Genomic DNA, 17,832 nt, shown 5'->3' on the forward strand with positions numbered 1-17,832 from the left:
CGGATTTTGCAGCCCAGCCGCAAAACCCCTATCGGCAGGCGATCCGCGCGATGCGCCCCGGATTGATCCTAGTTGGTGCGCTTAGCGCAGCGATCAGCCTTCTGATGCTGACCGGCCCGATCTATATGGTGCAGGTCTATGACCGTGTTTTGCCCGGTGGGTCGGTTTCCACCCTGACACAGCTTTTTCTGATCGTGGTCGTTTTGTTTACCTGTCTGGGGCTGTTCGAATTGCTGCGGTCCCGGCTGCTGTCGCGCGCCAGTTTCCGAATGGATGAGGCGCTGCGTGGCAAGATATGCGGGTTCTGGCTGCGCGGTGCCATTGACCACGCGTCCTTTCCCAACAACCCGCTGCGCGATCTTGAGATTACCCGCAGCTTTATCTCGGGCCCGGCGATACTGGGGCTGTTCGATCTGCCATGGATGCCGATTTTCCTGTTTGCGGTCTTCTGGATACATCCGTGGCTGGGTGTTCTGACCGTTCTGGGTGCCGGCGTTGTGGTTATCGCGGCGCTGCTGAACCGCGCGCTGACGCGGGGCTCCATCGCGGATGCGGCGCAATCGGATGAGGTGGAACGGTCATTCCTGCAACGGGCCTGGCGCAATGCGGAAATGGTGCTTGGGCTGGGGATGGCGCAGAATGTTGTGGGCCACTGGGCCGGTTTGCGGACCACCAGCCTGACGCATATACGGGCAGGCGGTGAGACCTCGGAATACTTCAGCGCCTTTTCCAAGGCGTTCCGGTTGCTGCTGCAATCGGCGTTGCTGACGGTCGGGGCTTATCTGGCGATTCAGCAAGAGATTTCGCTGGGCGCGATCATTGCGGCCTCGATCCTTGCGGGGCGGGCGCTTGCGCCTTTGGATCAGGTTATCGGTCAATGGCGCGCGATCGGGCGGGCTGCCGAGGCACATAAGCGGCTTTGTGCGACACTGAATGGGTACAGTGACCCGCCTGAGGCGTCGGACCCCGGACTGCCCGAGGCCAGTATCGCGGTAAGAAACATGTCCAAGGCCGCACCGGAAGGTGGCCCACAATCGTCGCGCCCCTGTATTCTGGAGAAGATCGCGTTTGCATTGCAACCCGGTGACGCGCTGGCGGTTATGGGCAAAAGCGGCGCTGGCAAGTCCAGTCTGGCACGGCTGCTGGTCGGCGTCTGGCTGCCGGATAAGGGCGATATCCGTATGGGCGGTCACCCGGTCCAGCTCTGGCAAGGGGCGGGGCACCATATTGGCTATCTGCCGCAACGGGTCGAGATGCTGCCGGGGACGATCGCGCAGAATATCTCGGGCTTTCACCCCGACGCGCCGCAGGAGGACGTTCTGAACGCCGCCCGGATTGCGGGGGTGCATGAGATGATCGAACAGATGCCCCAAGGGTATGCGACCCTGATCGGAACGCCCTCGCATCCGTTGTCAGGCGGTCAGATACAGGGGCTGGGTCTGGCGCGCGCCCTGTTCGGGATGCCCAAACTGGTTGTGCTGGACGAGCCGAACTCGAATCTGGACAAGGATGGCAATGATGCGCTGGTTCAGGCCATTCGAACCTTGCGCGCGCGCGGCAGCGTGGTGGTGATCATGGCGCATCGTCCCAATGTCATCGAAGCGGCAAACAAGGTGCTGTTGCTGGACGAAGGCCGGATGGTGCGCATCGGGGACAAGGTCGAGGTTCTGGGCAGTGGCCACACCCGCAAGACCCCTCCGACCCGCCTGAAGACGCGCAATGCAGGCACCCAAAAGCACCGGCCCTTGCAATCTTTTGACGCAAAAATTGATTGATTGCGGGGACTGATTCCCCGGCTTTCACCTTGTCTGACGCATCTTGTCAGCGGAATTCCTGTCTAAGGTTGTATCGCATAGGAAAATTTCTGCCTAAAAGAGAATACCTACGATTGTTTCTAATAACTGACCCAATTCAGTGGCGAAACTCTGCCGATTGGTCACGATTTTTGCAAAAATCTCCCTTTGAGATAAGCAACTAGCCACCGATCAATCACAATATCGGCTCCTTTCTGCCGCAATCAACCAAATAATCACACTTCTGGATGCAGTTTGTTTCCAGCCCGCATAACCATTCAGTGGGGCTGGAAATCCGAGCAGGAGCTAAGGACGGATGACTGTTTATAACGTTAGTACCGCAGCAGAACTCAATGCTGCGTTAGCAAGTGCAAGTGGTGGGGATGAAATACGCCTGGCTGGCGGTGACTATGGATCGCTGAACCTGAGTACTCAGTTCAGTTCAGAGGTCCGGATTGTATCGGATGACCCGAGCAATCCCGCCAGCTTTTCTACGATGAATCTGAACGGTGCGTCGAACCTCACCATAGAGGAGGTGGTCTTTGACTATACCTTCGCCCAAGGTGACAATCTGTGGACCTCGCCGTTCGTCGTCAACAACAGTTCGAACATTTCGATTCTGAACTCGACATTCGATGGGGATGTCGCCAGCGGGTTGACGTCTGTAGACAATGGCTATGGCTCAGGCAAGGCCCTGATCGTCGACGGCTCAAGCAATATCACCGTAGCCGGGAACGAGGTCTATGACTTCTGGAAAGGTCTTGCATTTGGCAACAGCAAAGACCTGACCGTTCAGAACAACGAGATTCATTCGCTGCGTTCGGACGGGATGAATTTTGTCGATGTTCAGGGTGTGCTGATTGAAGGTAACTACCTTCATGATTTCGAAGGGTCCCCGAACTCGGGCGACCACCCGGACATGATCCAGTTCTGGACCAACAATACGACGGAACCTTCGACGGATATCGTCATCCGGGGGAATACGTTCGATATTGGCCAGGGCACATGGACCCAGACCATTTTCATGCGCAACATCGAGGCAGAGAGAGGGAACACCGCCCTCTACTATCAAAATGTTACCATCGAAAACAACCTGATCTACAATGCTCACCTGCATGGGATCAGCATTGGGGAAACCGATGGTCTGACAATCGCCAACAACACAATGGTTTATGCCTATAGCGATATCTCGAACACATCGGGCAGCGGCGGGCCGCTGATCAATGTCTCTTCGGTTTCGACCAACGTGACGATCGAACAGAACGCGGTTACCAAGATTAACGGTTACAACGGGCAGTCCGGCTGGACAGTGCAGGACAATGCGCTGATTCAGAATACGGATTCGAACGCGTCTGGTTATTATGGGGATGTATTCACGGATCAATCGCTGAACGCGACAACGCCCTATAACAACTACATCGTTGAATCCGGCAGCATCATCGATGTGCTGAACGCCGGGGCGACCATAGCACATGCCGAGGACAGTCAGGCCAGCAATACGACCCCCACTCCAACGCCGAGCCCGACGCCCACCCCAACCCCGACGCCTGACCCGGCGCCGACCGAGGTGGTCGATGTGGACCCGGCACCAACCGATCCGGCCCCAGCAGAGGACCCGGCCCCGACAGAGGACCCGGTACAGGTTGAGGCGGAACCCGCAGAGCCGACTCCGGCCGAACCTGAGCCGACAGATACGGCGACGAGCGACCCGGCCCCGGCAGAGCCTGCACCGCAAGATCCGGTGGTATCAGATTCGAATACGGTGGATGTCGCGCTGCGGCCTTTGATCGATGATGATCTGGCGATGTTCGATGTCGATCAGATCGACGGATATGTTCTGGATCTGGATGCACTGTCTGGATCAAAGGCCCTGAAGGGGGATGCTGAGGTCGTTCAGTCGGCCTCGGGTCAGCAGGCGCTGTATCTGGATGGGAAGAAAGACAAGGCTGAACTGGGGCGGCTGAAGGATTTCGAAAACACCGATCAGCTGTCATTTTCGATCGACTTTGCACGGGATACCGCGGATGGCTCGGTCGAAAAGCTGCTGTGGAACCACCAGAAGATCGGTGTAATTCTGGTTGACGACGGCCTGAAAGTTCAGATTGGCAACAACGATACCCATTTCCACAAAGGCTTCCATATCGAAGACCTTGGTCTGAACGATACCGAACAGCATCAGGTGGCGGTGATCCTTGATGCCGATACGGACCGGGTGCAGGTCATCGTTGATGGCGTGGTGGTCCTGGATGACACAAGCCGTGATCTGGATATCGTCGGCGCCGGTGGCCATGAATGGGGTTGGTCCCTGGGCCCGATGTGGGGCAACGGTTTCGACGGCGAAATCTATGATTTCCGTGTCGATGACGAGGCCGATTTCTACGACCCACCGGTTGTTATGGAAGACACGCTGGCCGTGTTTGGCTGATTGAAAGAGCGCTGGGTTTCCAGCGCTCTTTTTCGTTGCTCTGGTGGGTCAACGATGGGGCGGCTTTCGCCTGAACTATTGCCAGTTGGTCACCAATATTTCGACGGTATTCAATTCTTGCGGTTCATGTCACGGAATTCCTGACAAGCCGGTTGAAAACCTGCATATAGGGCAGGTCAGTTTGTGTTAGTAAATTTGGATGAGTGCAGCAGTGACACAGTCAGAGCACAGCGTGCCCCCACGGGTTTCCATTATCGTTGTCAGCTACAACACCCGCGAGATGACGCTGGAGTGCTTGCGCTCGGTTCAGGCGCAGACGCAGGTCCCGTATGAGTTGATCCTGGTCGACAATGCCTCGACCGACGGGTCAGCCGAGGCGATCGCGGCCGAGTTCCCGGATGTCCGGATGATGGCGGAAACCGACAATCACGGTTTTGCGCTGGCCAACAATCTGGCGGCTCAGGCCGCGCGGGGTGAGTATCTGTTGCTGCTCAATCCCGATACCGTGGTGCTGGATCATGCCATCGACCGTCTGGTCGCGTTTGCCGATGCGCATTCGCAGGCCAGAATCTGGGGGGGCAAGACGCTTTATGGGGATATGTCGCTGAACCCGACCAATGCGTGGAACCGCATGACCCTTTGGGGGGTGATCAGTCAGGCGCTGGGCTTTTCCAGCCTGTTCCGCAACAGCAACCTGTTCAACCCCGAGGCCATCCCCGGCTGGGATCGCGACAGCGAAAGCGAAGTGGATATCGTGACCGGGTGTTTCTTCCTGATCAAGCGCGCCTTCTGGGAAGAACTGGGCGGCTTTGACAAGACATTCTACATGTACGGGGAAGAGGCCGACCTGTGTCTGCGCGCCCGGGCCAAAGGTGCGCGCCCGAAGATCACGCCCGAAGCGCAGATCATTCACTATGCCGGGGCCTCTGAAAAAGTCCTGTCGGACAAGATGGTGCGGCTGCTGCGGGCCAAGATGACGCTTATTCTGCATCACTTTCCCGCGTGGCAGCGCAAATTCGGGCAAGCCGTGTTCCGCCTGTGGCCCTGGTCGCGTATGGTTGGTTTGTCCATCCTCAGACGGCCGGAGGCGGCCAATGTCTGGCGCGAAATCTGGCAAAGACGCCAGGAATGGCAGGACGGATACTGACGCAGTGGCAAGGCCCAGGAACCGATGGCTGTAACTCATCTAGACAGACCTCACGTCAGAAGCCGGCAGATTGAGGCCGGAAATCGCCTGAATATTCTGGTGATCATCTTTTTGGTCAGCCTGCTGATCCCTTTGACGCTTGATCTGGGCGGTTTCAAGTTGCTGACCTATCGGGTCGTGCTGCTGCTGCTGTTTTTCCCGGCTTTGGTGAGCTGGATCAGGGGGGATGCCGGGCGCCACATGGTTGCCGATTACATGATGATCTTTCTGGCCGGGTGGGTGGCCCTTGCGATGCTGGTGGTGAATGGCGTGGTGGCCTCGTGGCAGGGGGTGGGCATTCACACGGCCGAGATGCTGGGCTCGTATATGCTGGGTCGGTCCTTTGTGCGCACGCCCGAGCAATTCCTGAAAGTGTCAAGAATTCTTGTCATCGGCTTTGTGCTGATGCTGCCCTTTGCACTGGCCGAGGCGCTGACCTCACAGAATTTCCTGCTGAAGATGTGGGATCTCGTTGGCCCTGCCTTTGGCGATGTCAGCCACGAGCAGCGTCTTGGATTTGATCGGGTACAGGGTCCGTTCGAGCACCCGATCCACTTTGGCGTATATGGCGGTGCCTTGATCGGGCTTGCCTTTTACGTCGTTTCATACGGGCGCGGCGTCTGGGGTCATATCTGGAGGACGTTTCTGGTTGTCATAACGGCCTTCTTTTCGCTGTCCTCCGGTCCGCTGGCGGCCATGACTATGCAGATAAGTCTGATCAGCTGGGACCTTATCCTGGAGCGTTTCAAACAACGCTGGTGGGTGCTGGCGGGAATCGTTGCCGTTATTTACGTCGTACTGGATATCCTCTCGAACAGAACCCCGATCGAGGTGATGATCAGCTACTTTGCGCTGAATGCGCAGACCGGATACGGCCGCATCCTGATTTTCGAGCATGGCATGAAGAACGTCATTGCCAACCCGCTGTTTGGCCTGGGCTTCAATGACTGGGTGCGCCCGGCCTGGATGACCTCTAGCGTCGATATGTACTGGATTTACTATGCGATGGTGAACGGCATACCTGCAGGTTTCATGTCGCTGGCCTCATACTTTGCGGTGATGATCGCGGTGATCCGGCGCCCTATGACAGACGACCGGATGCGCAAATACCGTATGGGCTGGGTGGTGTCGATGCTCGGGCTGTTCATGGCAGGATGGATGGTTCACTTCTGGAAAGTGCCCTTCGTTCTTTACTGCTTCCTTCTTGGGCTTGGCGGCTGGTTTATCAACTATCAACCCGAAGAAGACGCCGACACAGATGCCGGAACGCCCGAACCAAAGCAGGGGCTTAGCTATACGCGGTTTCCAACCCGACCCGGACGCCGGAGGCTGGCGTCAGAGTAGCGCCGTTATTCGGAATAACGGGCAAAGGCGCGCCGGGCGAGATAGCTGCGAAGGTCTTTCATGGTCGCAAGTGAACCGGCCAGCAGGGCACAGGCTGCGGCAAACAGCCAGAGCAGTGAGCCGCTGCCTAGTTGCATTTCCAACAGCGGTGCTGCGGCCAGAAGGATGAACGTGGCCGCAATCGGAACGGCCATGGGGCGCAGGGACAGGCTCAGCCGGTTGCGCACCAGAACAAGGGATGTGACGAAGCCCAGCAGCTCTCCGATTGTGGCGATGACGATGATGACCAGCAGGTCGGCGCCCTGAATGGCGGCATACCATGATAGTGGCAGCGACAGCGCGCGGAAGGCATTCCCCAACATTGCATTCGTCGTTCGCCCCTGCGCCAGCGCAACGGTGGCGCTGCCGGTTTTGAACACGCGCACGGCCTGCAGGATCGCAAGCGGGACAAGGTAGGGGATCAGGAGAACATACCGGTCGCCCAGAACAAGTGTGACGAACAGGGCTCCGATGACCAGAATGATACAGGCTGGCAGAAGCCCGTTCAAAAGACTGGCCTGCATGGTTGCATAGGCCAGATGGCTGAACCGGTTCTTGTCGCCTTTGGTTGCGGACAGTTGCGGCAGGAAAAAGCTTTGGGTGCTTTGTGCCAGGATCAATGTGGGCGTCAGCGTCAGGGTAAAACCCATGGCAAAGATCGCCAGATCGCTCATCCCCATCTCGCGGCCGACGACCAGTTTTTCGCCTTCGAAAACCAGAACAAGCAAAACGTTGTTGATCAGCAGTGGCCACCCGAAATTCAGCGCATGGCGAATGCGATGGGTTTCCAGCCGCAGCTTGTAGGGGCGCTGGGCCACTATGTGTGAAATCGTGACGGTCCCGATGCCTTGTAACAACACGGCAAACAGCATCACGCGGTAATCGCCGAAGTGCTGGAACAGGGGCCAGACAATCAGCACCGACAGGAAAGCGGGCAGCGCCGTGCTGAAGATGAGCGGTTTGAACACCTGCTGGCGTTGCAGCCTGTAGATGTCGAAATGGATAAAGCCGTTCAGCAGGGGGATAAGCGCCAATACCTGATAGGCCCAGGCGACCTCGGGGATGCCAAGAAATTGCGCGATAGGGTGGGCCAGAAAGAACAGCAACGCTGCCGAGAACAGCGCGCGCAAGGCTTGAAACCCCTGCAGTCCGGCCTGCAATTTGCTGTCGTTGCCGTCTTTGTCCTGCACGATCAGTTGTTGCAGACCCAGATTGGACGCAAGTTCGACAATTGCCATGCTGATTGCGAACGTGGCGGCGATCCCGTAATCCTCGACACTGACAAGACGAGCGACCAGCAGGTTGCGCACGAATGTCATGGCAGAGGTGAACGCATTCCCGGACAGTATCAACAAGGCGGATTTATACATGTCTTGGGGTTCCAGAAAGCCGCGTTACTCAATAACAAACAAACGATGAACCGTATCTTTGGGTCATCCACAGTGTAGTTTACCGCCCGGAATCAGGCGATCAATTTTGCGTTTTGGCCCCGCCTGATCCCCAATTGCAGGCCGGGCCGTGAACAATAGGCCATGCTATCGCTGAACGACGAATATCCGGTCGAGGGTCAGGAAAATCTCGTTGGATTGGGCTGTGCCTACACCCTGTTCGAACCGGTTCCTGTATTCATAGCCGGCCGAAATGTTCCAGTCCGCGTTCAGCGCCCGTGTGTATGTGGCCCGGAGGGTCGTGTTATCCGTATTGGTCACGGTGTTGCCCCCGGCATCGTCCACCGCGGCATAACCGGCGGTGAAATCCACTGACGAAATCGCGTTGATATCGATCAGGTAACTCAGGGACCCGCGGGTGACGCGGATGTCGTTGCCCTGGGAATCGTTTCGGAAGACCCGCGACAGCGACGCGGTAAAGGCGCTCCGAGGCAGGAGATAGGTGTAATCCAGCGCGTAAATCGGATCGATATCGCCGGACGGCCCTTTGGTTGCCCCCAGTGATGCATCCAACGTACCGCGCGGCATGATCAATGAGCGCGAGATATCCGCGTTGGTCCTGCGCCCGGTGGTCGCGATATCGGAATCGAACCCGATCGAAGCCGTGCCGTTTGGCATATCCCGCGTCAACACCGCACCATAGACCAACCCGGCCTGATCGTCCTGTAGCGCGCCGGTATTGTCGGTTTCGTTGATTTCCCGATACCCAAGGAAGGTATCCAATACGGTGGCGGCATCCAATTCGTATGCAAGGTCAAAGACGACCTCGTTGGTTTCACGCTCTTCCTGAATGGCCTCATCGCCGTCATAGTCGGTGTAGACATAGCTCAACCGGCCCGAGGTTACGGGCGAGAACTGGAAGGTCGCAAAGATATCCGAGCGGAAGGTGTTGTTGTCGAACAGACCGGGGTCGGTGGTGTCCGTGTACCGTTCGTCAAAGTAGTTCAGCGCGAAACCATAGCCAAGCGGATCGTTGATCCCGGTTTCAAACCGCACATTCGCCCGGCTCGTGGTCCGGGTACCGTCATCGATGATCAGACTTTGCGAATTCAGCTGATCCTGGATGCGCAAAGGGTCATCAAAGTTGAGATCAACCTGATTGATCCGCGCGTCGGTGGAGAAATTGCTGTTGGCCCCGTCGCGGGTATAGGCAAAGGCGGCGTTCGGGTCGTCGAATTCGATCGTCTCTGTGCGGCCCGGCACTTCGCCCAGACGCACAATGCCGTCCAGATCAAACTCCAGCCTATCGACCTGGGTTTCCTTCAACAGCCCAAAGGAAAGGGTTGTATCCAGAATGGTGGTGTCCCCGGGCGAAGAGGTGTCCAGACTGAAATTGTCATTGGCCCGCAAGGACGAGCTTATCCCATAAGTCAAAGTCAGCCCACCTGGGGCTGACTGTGTACTTGGAACGGATTGACCTGTTGCTGTTTTTGTCGATGCCAGGGCAGTGGTCGCCGCCAGCACCATCGTCAGATACCGTTTATTATTCACCTTGGCCCCCTGCTCTTGGGCGATGGTTATTCAAAGAGCTTTCGCTGTGGGATCACGATAACGTCACCGGCCTGCAGTGCAACATTTCCGGTATTTGTATAGTAATTGTAGTTGTAGACGTTGCTTCCACGACGCAGTTGGATGCGCTTTCCGGCGGCAAACCGGGTCAGACCGCCTGCCTCGGCAATGGCCTGCAGGATTGTCGCATTGCTGGACACAAGCAGCTTGCCGGGTGTGGTGACCTCACCCGTGATGAAGATGTCCCGGCCATTCACGACACCGGTTTGCAATGTCGGAACCGCAAGCGCATCAACGGATACGAAAACCGTGGGTGTTGTCGCGAAGTTTGGCGCCAGACGGCTGGCCAGATTGCTGCGCAGCTGGCTGACGGATGATCCGGCAGCAGGAACCGACCCGATGATCGGCATATTGATCGACCCATCAGGCAGAACCAGAGCCCGGCGATTCAGGCTGGCATCCTCAAGGACTTCGATTTGCAAGCTGTCGCCCGGTTTGATCCGGTATCCTTGCGCCGAAGCGTCGGATGCCAGCAGGCCCGCGGCCATTGCCACGATGATGAATAGGCTGCAAAGGAGTTTTTTCATAACGGCTCCCCCGGTGTTGAAGGTGTTGGCTAGCTTAACCCTAAGTTGGGTCATGTGAAGATAATTCTCGTATTCAGATCGCGGCATGAGGCAAATATGTTTCTGTGTCATCGCACCTCTCTTGTGCCTTCACGATTTGCGCGGGGCGGCCTGTCCTGAATGTCTCCGGGCACCTGGGCCCGAAATCCGAGAAGCGATCCTGTGATCAATGCCCGGTGCAGCGCAGGACGGCGCCTACCGTTTTGAACAGGATCATCAGGTCATTCTTGAACGACAGGGTTTCCACATAGCGCGTGTCGAACCGGGCCCGGTCGGCAAAGGTCGATTCGTTGCGATCAGACACTTGCCACAGCCCGGTGATGCCCGGACGCATTTCGTAATACGAGCGACCCGGATACAGTGACTGCTGGCTGACCATCATCGGACGCGGGCCGATCAGGGACATGTCGCCGCGCAGAACGTTCCACAGCTGCGGCAGCTCATCCAGCGAAGACCGGCGCATGAAATGCCCGATGGACGTGATGCGCGGGTCGTGCTTCAGCTTTTGCGTGCTGTCCCATTCGACCGAGGCAGACGGGTTGTCGGCCAGATAGGTCTCCAGCCGGTCATCGGCGTCATTCACCATCGTGCGGATCTTGAACATGGTAAAGGTCACGCCGTTGCGGCCCACACGGGACTGCCGGTAAAACGGCGAGGCACCGTCCCGTGCCGCGATCAACGCCAGCACGGCGATCAATGGAACCGCAACCGGAAGGGTCAGCAGGATAAAGGCAATATCCAGCCCGCGCTTCAGATAATCACGGTAAAACCGCGCAGATGTACGGGTTTGAACGTGTCTTGCGCGCAGAGTCCGGTGGGACGAAATATTTTTTGCTGCGTCAAAATTATGCATATGTGTTGCCATTACCAACTTTACTCCAAAGCCAAAAGCAAACAGCACCGCTCAGGCTTTACTCGCTACTCGATCGTCAAACGATCAATCTCAAAAACACCAAACTCTGGTCGTCTTGTATTGTCCGCTTTTCAGCGGGTTTGTCGCCATAATTTTTACCCAATTTCAAAAAAAATTTCCGAGACCTCGTTAAGCAGCTGATAAACAACGTATTGTTAGCGCAAATCGCCCATATCCGCAAGTCACGATTGTTTCTTTGAGGGGTGCAATGTTGTCGGGTGTCGGTCATTGGTGCGGGAATGACTGACTCGCAAGCGTTTTTTGCCCGAAAGAAGCCCGGGGACTTCTTGCGTTGCGGGTGATTGCGGGTGTCGCCAGACCTCATCCTGTTTCCTTGTGTTTCGAACGCGGCTCGATGCACGCGGCCCTGTTGTCTTGCGGGCCAGTGTAGCAGCATTTGGCAACAGGAAAGTAACGCAGCTCACACAGGCGCAAGTCTTTGGGAAATTGCGCCGGGTGGTTTGGCATTGACGGGGTACGGCTGTTCGGTCGCGCTTATACGGCGCAGGATGCCCCTAGGTGGTATGGCTGCTGCTCTGGTATTGTTTCCATCTATGACTATATTCCCGCCAATACCCATGTATTGAACGGAATTCGGGCATCAAGCACTGGACAATTTGCATCCATAAACTGAATCAGCCAGAAAGCTGAACGGGGTGCCGACCCTTCGGGTCTGTGCTTATGCTTGTTAGACATTCGTGCTATGTTTTTTGGTAGCTTTGGTTGCGTTCGGAGAAAGTCGGCAGAACAAGATGAATTCCGATGAGTTGTATACAGGTTTTTTCGGGCTGAACGAACGGCCCTTTACGCTGGTCCCGGACCCGAGTTTTCTGTACTGGTCCGCGCAGCACAAACGCGCGTTTTCCGTGCTGGAATTCGGGATCATGTCGCGGGCGCCGATCACCCTTGTCACGGGTGAGATCGGGGCGGGAAAAACCACACTGGTCCAGAAACTGCTGTCAAAGGTTGCCGACGATCAGGTCACGATCGGGCTGATCTCGAACGCGCAGGGCGGGCGGGGCGAACTGCTGCAATGGGTGCTGAACGCGTTGTCCCAGACGTTCGAGCAGGACGAAAGCTATGTCTCGATGTTCCAGCGCTTTCAGGAATTCATGATCAGCGAATACGCTGCCGGGCGCCGCGTGGTGCTGATTATTGACGAGGCGCAGAATCTTTCGACCGAGGGTCTGGAAGAATTGCGGATGCTGACCAATATCAACAGTAACAAGGATGAACTGATCCAGTTGATTCTGGTCGGTCAGCCCGAGCTGCGGGATATGGTCCTGTCGCCGAACATGCGCCAGCTTGCCCAGCGGGTCGCGGCCAGCTTTCATCTGGATCGCATGGATGAAAAGACGGTCATTCAGTATATCTCGCACCGGCTGACCACGGCCGGGGGGACGGGTAAGGAATTCACCTCGGGCGCCAGCAAGGCGATCTATCAGGCGACAAAGGGCGTGCCTCGGCTGGTCAATCAACTGTGCGAGTTTGCGCTGATGTACGCCTGGAGCGACGAGGCCAAGGTGGTGTCGTTGCGGGTGGTCAAGGCGGTGCTCAAGGACGGGGTCTTTTTCGGAGGGCTGTCGCTTGAGGACGACAAGGATGACAGCGACCTTCTGTTTCTGCACGCGCGTGATCGCGTAATGCCGGAAGGCCGGACAGGTTGATGCCACATTTGGGTGTTATGGAAATTCCAGGGTAAGAGGTTCTGAGCAAGTGTTGGACGTGCGGTATTATCTTTCGTTGTTTTTGCGGCGACTGCCCATTTTTCTGGTGGTGGCCGTTCTGATTTCGGGCGTTGCGATTTCGCTAGCGATGACCCTGCCGCCCGCTTACGTCTCGAACTCGCGGCTGGCGGTCGAGAGGCCAAAGATCGATGATCCCTCGGGGCGACTGGCGCCCGAGCTGGCGCAGTTGCAGATCGCTCAGGGCAAGCTGATGACGCGGGCCAATCTGTTGATGATCGCCGATATCGTCCGCCCGATCCCCGATCAGAACAACAAAAGCCCCGATGAGATCGAAAACTGGATGCGCAGCCATACCAGCCTCTGGAGCCGCGCCCGGCAGGGCGAGGCCACGTTTCTGGATATCAGTTTCGAAGCCCGTGACCCCGAACATGCGGCTTGGGTTCTGGACGAATACCTCAAGATCATGGCTCAGATCGGGGCGGATGAAGGCGTTGAAAACGCAACACAAAAACTGGAATTCTTCGAACGGCTCGAGGTTGAGCTGCGCCAGAAGCTGGCCGATCAGAACGCCCGGATTCTGGAGTTCAAAAGCAGCAATCTGGATGCATTGCCGGAAAGTCTGGATGTCCGTCTGAACCAGCAAGGCATTGTGCAGGACCGGATTGTCCAGTTCGATCGTGACCGGGCGGTTTTGCAGGATCAGCGCGTGCGACTGATGCAGATTTTTGAATCGACGGGCCGGGTTGCCGGTACGCCTTCCGGACCGAACCTGACGCCCGAACAGCAGCAATTGCGGGACTTGCGGGCGCAGTTGAACGATGCGCTGGCGCTTTATTCCTCGGAACACCCGCAGGTGCGGGTTCTTGAGGCCAAGATCAAGCAACTGGAACAGGTCGTCCGCCTGCAACCGGTGCAAAAGACCGAACCCGGCACCACCGGCAATCCGTTGCTGGATACGCAACTGGCCGATATTGACGCACGCATTGCCGATATCGATTCGCAGAAGAAAGACGCGCTAAAGCAATTGGCCGGGATCGAAGCGACCATCGAACAGACCCCCATCAACGGGATTCGTCTGGACGAGCTGATGCTGGAACGGGACAACATCCAGATTCAATATAACGACGTGCGGGGCAAACTGGCGGATGCTGCGGCCAGTAAAGAGATCATCGCGGGCAATCAGGGCCAACGCGTGGTTGTGATCGAGCCCCCCTCGATCCCCGATCAGCCCAGCAAGCCCAATCGCCTGATCATCGCCGCAGGTGGCACTTTCTTCGGCATCATGGCCGGGATCGGGATCGTGGTTCTGTTGCTGATTCTCGATCAGTCGATCCATCGTCCGCAGGATCTGGTGGCGCGTCTGAACGTGACGCCGCTGGCCACCATTCCCAATGTCGTCACCGCCGGTGATCGTGTTCGCGCTCGGTTGCGTGGGCTGGCCTGGGGCGTGGCTGTGTTGATCGGAATCTCGGTCATCGTTTATGCGGTTCACATTTATTATCAACCGCTTGATGAGATCTTCCTTCCGTTCATCGAAAAGCTGGGCATCGCATGATGAGCGTGTTTTGGGTCATGGTGCGAAAGGACGCATAGATGGAAAAGTTGCAAGCCGCCATTGAAAAGGCACGCATCCAGCGCCAGGAAAATCAGGGGCAGGACCCCAGCGCAGTACCGCAGCCGGTTCCGCAAGAGCCCGTTGCCAAACCCGTGCCCAAGAAACCCGCCTGGGACGAATTGGCCGAGGCTGATCTGAATGCCCGCACCTTGCGCAAGAACAGGCTGGTGTCCCAGGCGGGCGGCAAGGATGCCGGTCCCTATGACATGTTGCGGACACGCATCCTGCAACAGGCCCAGAATAACGGCTGGAAACGGGTGGCCATCGTCTCGCCTCACAGCGGGTGCGGCAAATCCACGACCGTGGCCAACCTGATCTTCAGCTTTGGGCGGCAAAAGGACCTGCGGACCATGGTTCTGGATTGTGACCTGCGTCGGCCCAGCCTGGGCAAGCTGTTGGGGGTGCCCTGCGAACATAACATGCGGGCGGTTTTTGAGGACAAAATCAGTTTCGCCGAACACGGGCTGCGTGTCGGCCAGAATGTTGCCATCGGGATCAATGACGGGCCTACAGGCAATTCGGCCGAGCTGCTGCAATCGCAGTCGACGACCAAGATTCTGGACGGTATCGAAAAGACCTATAACCCCGACATCATGTTGTTCGACATGCCGCCGCTTCTGGTCAGCGACGACAATTTTGCGTTCCTGAAAAACGTGGATTGCGCCCTGCTGCTGGTCGAGGCCGGAAAGACCACGGTCAAACAGGTTGATGTGACGGAACGCCACTTGGCCGAACTGACCAATGTCATGGGCGTCATTCTCAACAAGTGCCATTTCAGCGAAAGCGCCTATGGATATTGATCAGGCCAAATCACCTCGGACGTTCGAACAGGGCGTTCATTTAACCGTTCAAAACCCGCATTGCGGAGAAGTTTATGAGTAAAATGCCACATGTTCTGGCAATATCGTCCGCCGGGGGACATTGGGTGCAATTGATGCGCCTGCGCCCGGCCTGGAGCGGGATGCGCGTGACCTATGTCACCACCGACCCGGGCTCGGAAGAGGTTCTGCGTCAGGACGCCGCCGAGGCGGGCGAGGCCGCGCCGGGTTTTGCCACGGTGACCGAGGCCAATCGCTGGCAAAAGCTGCGCCTGATCAGGCAACTGTCACAGATTCTGTTCCTGCTGCTGCGCTACCGCCCCGATGTGGTGGTCAGTACGGGCGCCGCACCGGGCTATTTTGCCTTGCGCATCGGTCGGTTGCTGGGTGCGCGCACCATCTGGATCGACAGCATGGCCAATGCCGAAGAGCTGTCTCTGTCCGGGCAGAAAATCGGCAAGCATGTCGATCTGTGGCTGACCCAATGGGAGCATCTGGCGCGCCCCGAAGGCCCGTTCTATCTGGGGGCGGTGCTATGATCTTTCTGACCATCGGATCGCATGAACCGTTCGCGCGGCTGATCAAGGCTGTGGACGAATGGAGCGCCCGAAACGGCGCGACGCCCGAGGTGTTCGGCCAGATCACCGATCAGGGAATTGCCGACCACCCGCCGCAGCATTTCGAAGCCGTCGGGAAGATGTCGCCCAAGGAATACGACCAGAAGTTCTCGCAGGCCGATCTGATCGTGTCCCATGCGGGTATGGGCTCGATCCTGACCGCGCTCAGCAAGGGGAAGCCGATCGTGGTCATGCCGCGCCGCGGGCATCTGCGGGAAACGCGCAACGATCATCAATACACCACCGCCAAACATCTGGGCGACCGCCCCGGCGTGTTTGTGGCCGAGGATGAAACGCAACTGGCTGACGTGCTGGACCGCACCTTGGCGACGCTGGAACAGTGCCGCAATGCACCGGTGTCTCAGGTGGCGCAACCTCAGTTCACCGCCGCGCTGCGGTCGTATTTGCTGACCAATACATTTGCCCGGGACGGAGTATCCCGGGGACAGAATGGGGAAGAATCTTTTGAAGTATGACAATTTCCAGGGCCTGTGGGAAAAGCTTGGTAATCAAAGCGCCCATGTCGGCATTATTGGGCTTGGGTATGTCGGCCTTCCCCTGGCGGTAACGGCGGCAAAACGCGGCATGCCGGTGACCGGGTTCGATATCGACCCTGCCAAGATCGATGCGCTGCATAAATCCGAAAGCTATATCGAAGCTGTGGCCAGCGACGATCTGGCCTCCCTGCTGAAGGATGGCACCGTCGCGTGGACGGCGGATTTCTCGCGTCTGGCAGACATGGACGTGATCGTCATCTGCGTACCGACCCCGCTGACGGAATACCGCGATCCCGACCTGTCCTATGTGACGGCCACGACCGAAGAGATCGCCAAATATATCAGTGCCGGAACACTGGTGGTTCTGGAATCGACCACCTATCCCGGCACCACGGCCGAGGTTCTGACGCCTATCCTTGAGAAGTCCGGGCACGTCCCGGGGCAGGACATCTTCATCGGCTTTTCGCCCGAACGGGAAGACCCCGGCAACCAGAACTACCGCACCGCCACGATCCCCAAGATCGTTGCAGGCGACGGGGAAGAGGCCGGGAAACTGGCGCAACTGTTTTACGAAAACGTGGTTGATGCGGTTGTGCCTGTATCGACGACCCAGACGGCCGAGGCCGTCAAGATCACCGAAAACATCTTTCGTGCCGTCAACATCGCACTGGTCAACGAATTGAAGGTGATCTTCGACGCCATGGGCGTCGATGTGTGGGAGGTAATCGACGGTGCCGCGACAAAGCCCTTTGGGTTCATGCCCTTCTTCCCCGGGCCGGGGCTGGGCGGGCATTGCATCCCGATTGACCCTTTCTACCTGACCTGGAAGGCCCGCGAATATGAGCTGTCGACCCGGTTCATCGAACTGGCGGGTGAGATCAATTCGAACATGCCGAACTACGTTGTGGCCCGCCTGCGCGAGGTGCTGGACCGCGAATTGGGGATCGGGTTGTCCCGCGCACGGGTGCTGATCATCGGCATTGCGTATAAGAAAAACGTCTCGGACATGCGGGAAAGCCCGTCGGTGCGGCTGATGTCGCTGCTCAATCAAGCCGGAACGCAGGTCGCGTTTCACGACCCGCATGTGCCCTCGATCCCGAAGATGCGCGAATACCCCGAGTTTCTGGGCTGGCAATCACTGGATTTCGGCGACATCCGGGCCGAGGATTTCGACGCAATCTTGATCTCGACCGATCATGATGCCGTGGATTATGGCGCTTTGGTGGATATGGGCCTGCCCATTATCGACACGCGCAACGCCATCGCCCGCCGCGAACTGCCCGGTGATCAGGTGACAAAAGCCTGACAACCGGC

At 57.5% G+C, this 17,832-nt stretch carries 14 protein-coding genes; 10 read left to right on the forward strand and 4 right to left on the reverse strand.

Features of this window, described 5'->3' with window-relative positions; genetic code table 11:
* The 4 genes from MPJ51_RS14870 to MPJ51_RS14885 all read left to right on the forward strand — a co-directional run.
* A partial coding sequence (locus MPJ51_RS14870; RefSeq protein ID WP_298388344.1) for a type I secretion system permease/ATPase occupies positions 1–1,775 on the forward strand: 1,775 nt, incomplete at its 5' end.
* A gap of 514 nt (positions 1,776–2,289) precedes the next feature.
* Positions 2,290–4,218 carry a right-handed parallel beta-helix repeat-containing protein gene (locus tag MPJ51_RS14875; protein WP_298388347.1) on the forward strand — a complete coding sequence of 643 codons (1,929 nt, stop codon included), beginning with the start codon at positions 2,290–2,292 and terminating at the stop codon, positions 4,216–4,218.
* A gap of 211 nt (positions 4,219–4,429) precedes the next feature.
* Positions 4,430–5,365: a glycosyltransferase family 2 protein gene (locus MPJ51_RS14880; RefSeq protein ID WP_298388349.1), complete on the forward strand. Its 936-nt coding sequence runs from the start codon at positions 4,430–4,432 to the stop codon at positions 5,363–5,365.
* Positions 5,366–5,464: 99 nt separating this feature from the next.
* Positions 5,465–6,748 carry a hypothetical protein gene (locus tag MPJ51_RS14885; protein ID WP_298388351.1) on the forward strand — a complete coding sequence of 428 codons (1,284 nt, stop codon included), beginning with the start codon at positions 5,465–5,467 and terminating at the stop codon, positions 6,746–6,748.
* 5 nt (positions 6,749–6,753) lie between these two features.
* On the opposite strand, the gene MPJ51_RS14890 is transcribed toward MPJ51_RS14885, so the two are convergent.
* The 4 genes from MPJ51_RS14890 to MPJ51_RS14905 form a co-directional block, all read right to left on the reverse strand.
* Positions 6,754–8,157 carry an oligosaccharide flippase family protein gene (locus tag MPJ51_RS14890; protein WP_298388353.1) on the reverse strand — a complete coding sequence of 468 codons (1,404 nt, stop codon included), beginning with the start codon at positions 8,155–8,157 and terminating at the stop codon, positions 6,754–6,756.
* Between the two features lie 165 nt (positions 8,158–8,322).
* Positions 8,323–9,609, reverse strand: coding sequence for a hypothetical protein (locus MPJ51_RS14895; protein WP_298388355.1), 1,287 nt, complete (start codon positions 9,607–9,609; stop codon positions 8,323–8,325).
* Positions 9,610–9,752: 143 nt separating this feature from the next.
* Positions 9,753–10,442: a polysaccharide biosynthesis/export family protein gene (locus MPJ51_RS14900; protein WP_298388357.1), complete on the reverse strand. Its 690-nt coding sequence runs from the start codon at positions 10,440–10,442 to the stop codon at positions 9,753–9,755.
* Positions 10,443–10,536: 94 nt separating this feature from the next.
* Positions 10,537–11,235 carry a sugar transferase gene (locus MPJ51_RS14905; protein ID WP_298388359.1) on the reverse strand — a complete coding sequence of 233 codons (699 nt, stop codon included), beginning with the start codon at positions 11,233–11,235 and terminating at the stop codon, positions 10,537–10,539.
* 800 nt (positions 11,236–12,035) lie between these two features.
* Here MPJ51_RS14905 and MPJ51_RS14910 point away from each other — a divergent pair.
* The 6 genes from MPJ51_RS14910 (at position 12,036) to MPJ51_RS14935 (ending at position 17,824) form a co-directional block, all read left to right on the forward strand.
* Complete coding sequence (locus MPJ51_RS14910; RefSeq protein WP_298388361.1) at positions 12,036–12,950, forward strand: AAA family ATPase; 915 nt, start codon at positions 12,036–12,038, stop codon at positions 12,948–12,950.
* Between the two features lie 58 nt (positions 12,951–13,008).
* Entirely contained in the window at positions 13,009–14,526 is a 1,518-nt protein-coding gene (locus MPJ51_RS14915; RefSeq protein WP_298388363.1) for a hypothetical protein, read from the forward strand.
* Between the two features lie 38 nt (positions 14,527–14,564).
* Positions 14,565–15,386, forward strand: a complete 822-nt coding sequence (locus MPJ51_RS14920) for a CpsD/CapB family tyrosine-protein kinase (protein WP_298388365.1) — start codon at positions 14,565–14,567, stop codon at positions 15,384–15,386.
* 74 nt (positions 15,387–15,460) lie between these two features.
* Positions 15,461–15,943: a UDP-N-acetylglucosamine--LPS N-acetylglucosamine transferase gene (locus tag MPJ51_RS14925; protein ID WP_298388367.1), complete on the forward strand. Its 483-nt coding sequence runs from the start codon at positions 15,461–15,463 to the stop codon at positions 15,941–15,943.
* Positions 15,940–16,497: a glycosyltransferase gene (locus tag MPJ51_RS14930; RefSeq protein ID WP_298388368.1), complete on the forward strand. Its 558-nt coding sequence runs from the start codon at positions 15,940–15,942 to the stop codon at positions 16,495–16,497. Before MPJ51_RS14925 ends, MPJ51_RS14930 begins: the two co-directional genes overlap by 4 nt.
* Complete coding sequence (locus MPJ51_RS14935; protein ID WP_298388370.1) at positions 16,472–17,824, forward strand: nucleotide sugar dehydrogenase; 1,353 nt, start codon at positions 16,472–16,474, stop codon at positions 17,822–17,824. Before MPJ51_RS14930 ends, MPJ51_RS14935 begins: the two co-directional genes overlap by 26 nt.
* Positions 17,825–17,832: the final 8 nt, after the last annotated feature.

Origin of the sequence: Ruegeria sp., assembly GCF_028066395.1 — a bacterium.
Lineage (GTDB): Bacteria > Pseudomonadota > Alphaproteobacteria > Rhodobacterales > Rhodobacteraceae > Ruegeria.

What these genes read in the sequence shown, in the direction of transcription:
- MPJ51_RS14890 (WP_298388353.1), bottom strand. Translation starts at nt 8,157, where the DNA reads ATGTATAAATCCGCCTTGTTGATACTGTCCGGGAATGCGTTCACCTCT.
- MPJ51_RS14920 (WP_298388365.1), top strand. Translation starts at nt 14,565, where the DNA reads ATGGAAAAGTTGCAAGCCGCCATTGAAAAGGCACGCATCCAGCGCCAG.
- MPJ51_RS14910 (WP_298388361.1), top strand. Translation starts at nt 12,036, where the DNA reads ATGAATTCCGATGAGTTGTATACAGGTTTTTTCGGGCTGAACGAACGG.
- MPJ51_RS14935 (WP_298388370.1), top strand. Translation starts at nt 16,472, where the DNA reads ATGGGGAAGAATCTTTTGAAGTATGACAATTTCCAGGGCCTGTGGGAA.
- MPJ51_RS14875 (WP_298388347.1), top strand. Translation starts at nt 2,290, where the DNA reads ATGAATCTGAACGGTGCGTCGAACCTCACCATAGAGGAGGTGGTCTTT.
- MPJ51_RS14900 (WP_298388357.1), bottom strand. Translation starts at nt 10,442, where the DNA reads ATGACACAGAAACATATTTGCCTCATGCCGCGATCTGAATACGAGAAT.
- MPJ51_RS14930 (WP_298388368.1), top strand. Translation starts at nt 15,940, where the DNA reads ATGATCTTTCTGACCATCGGATCGCATGAACCGTTCGCGCGGCTGATC.
- MPJ51_RS14925 (WP_298388367.1), top strand. Translation starts at nt 15,461, where the DNA reads ATGAGTAAAATGCCACATGTTCTGGCAATATCGTCCGCCGGGGGACAT.
- MPJ51_RS14905 (WP_298388359.1), bottom strand. Translation starts at nt 11,235, where the DNA reads ATGGCAACACATATGCATAATTTTGACGCAGCAAAAAATATTTCGTCC.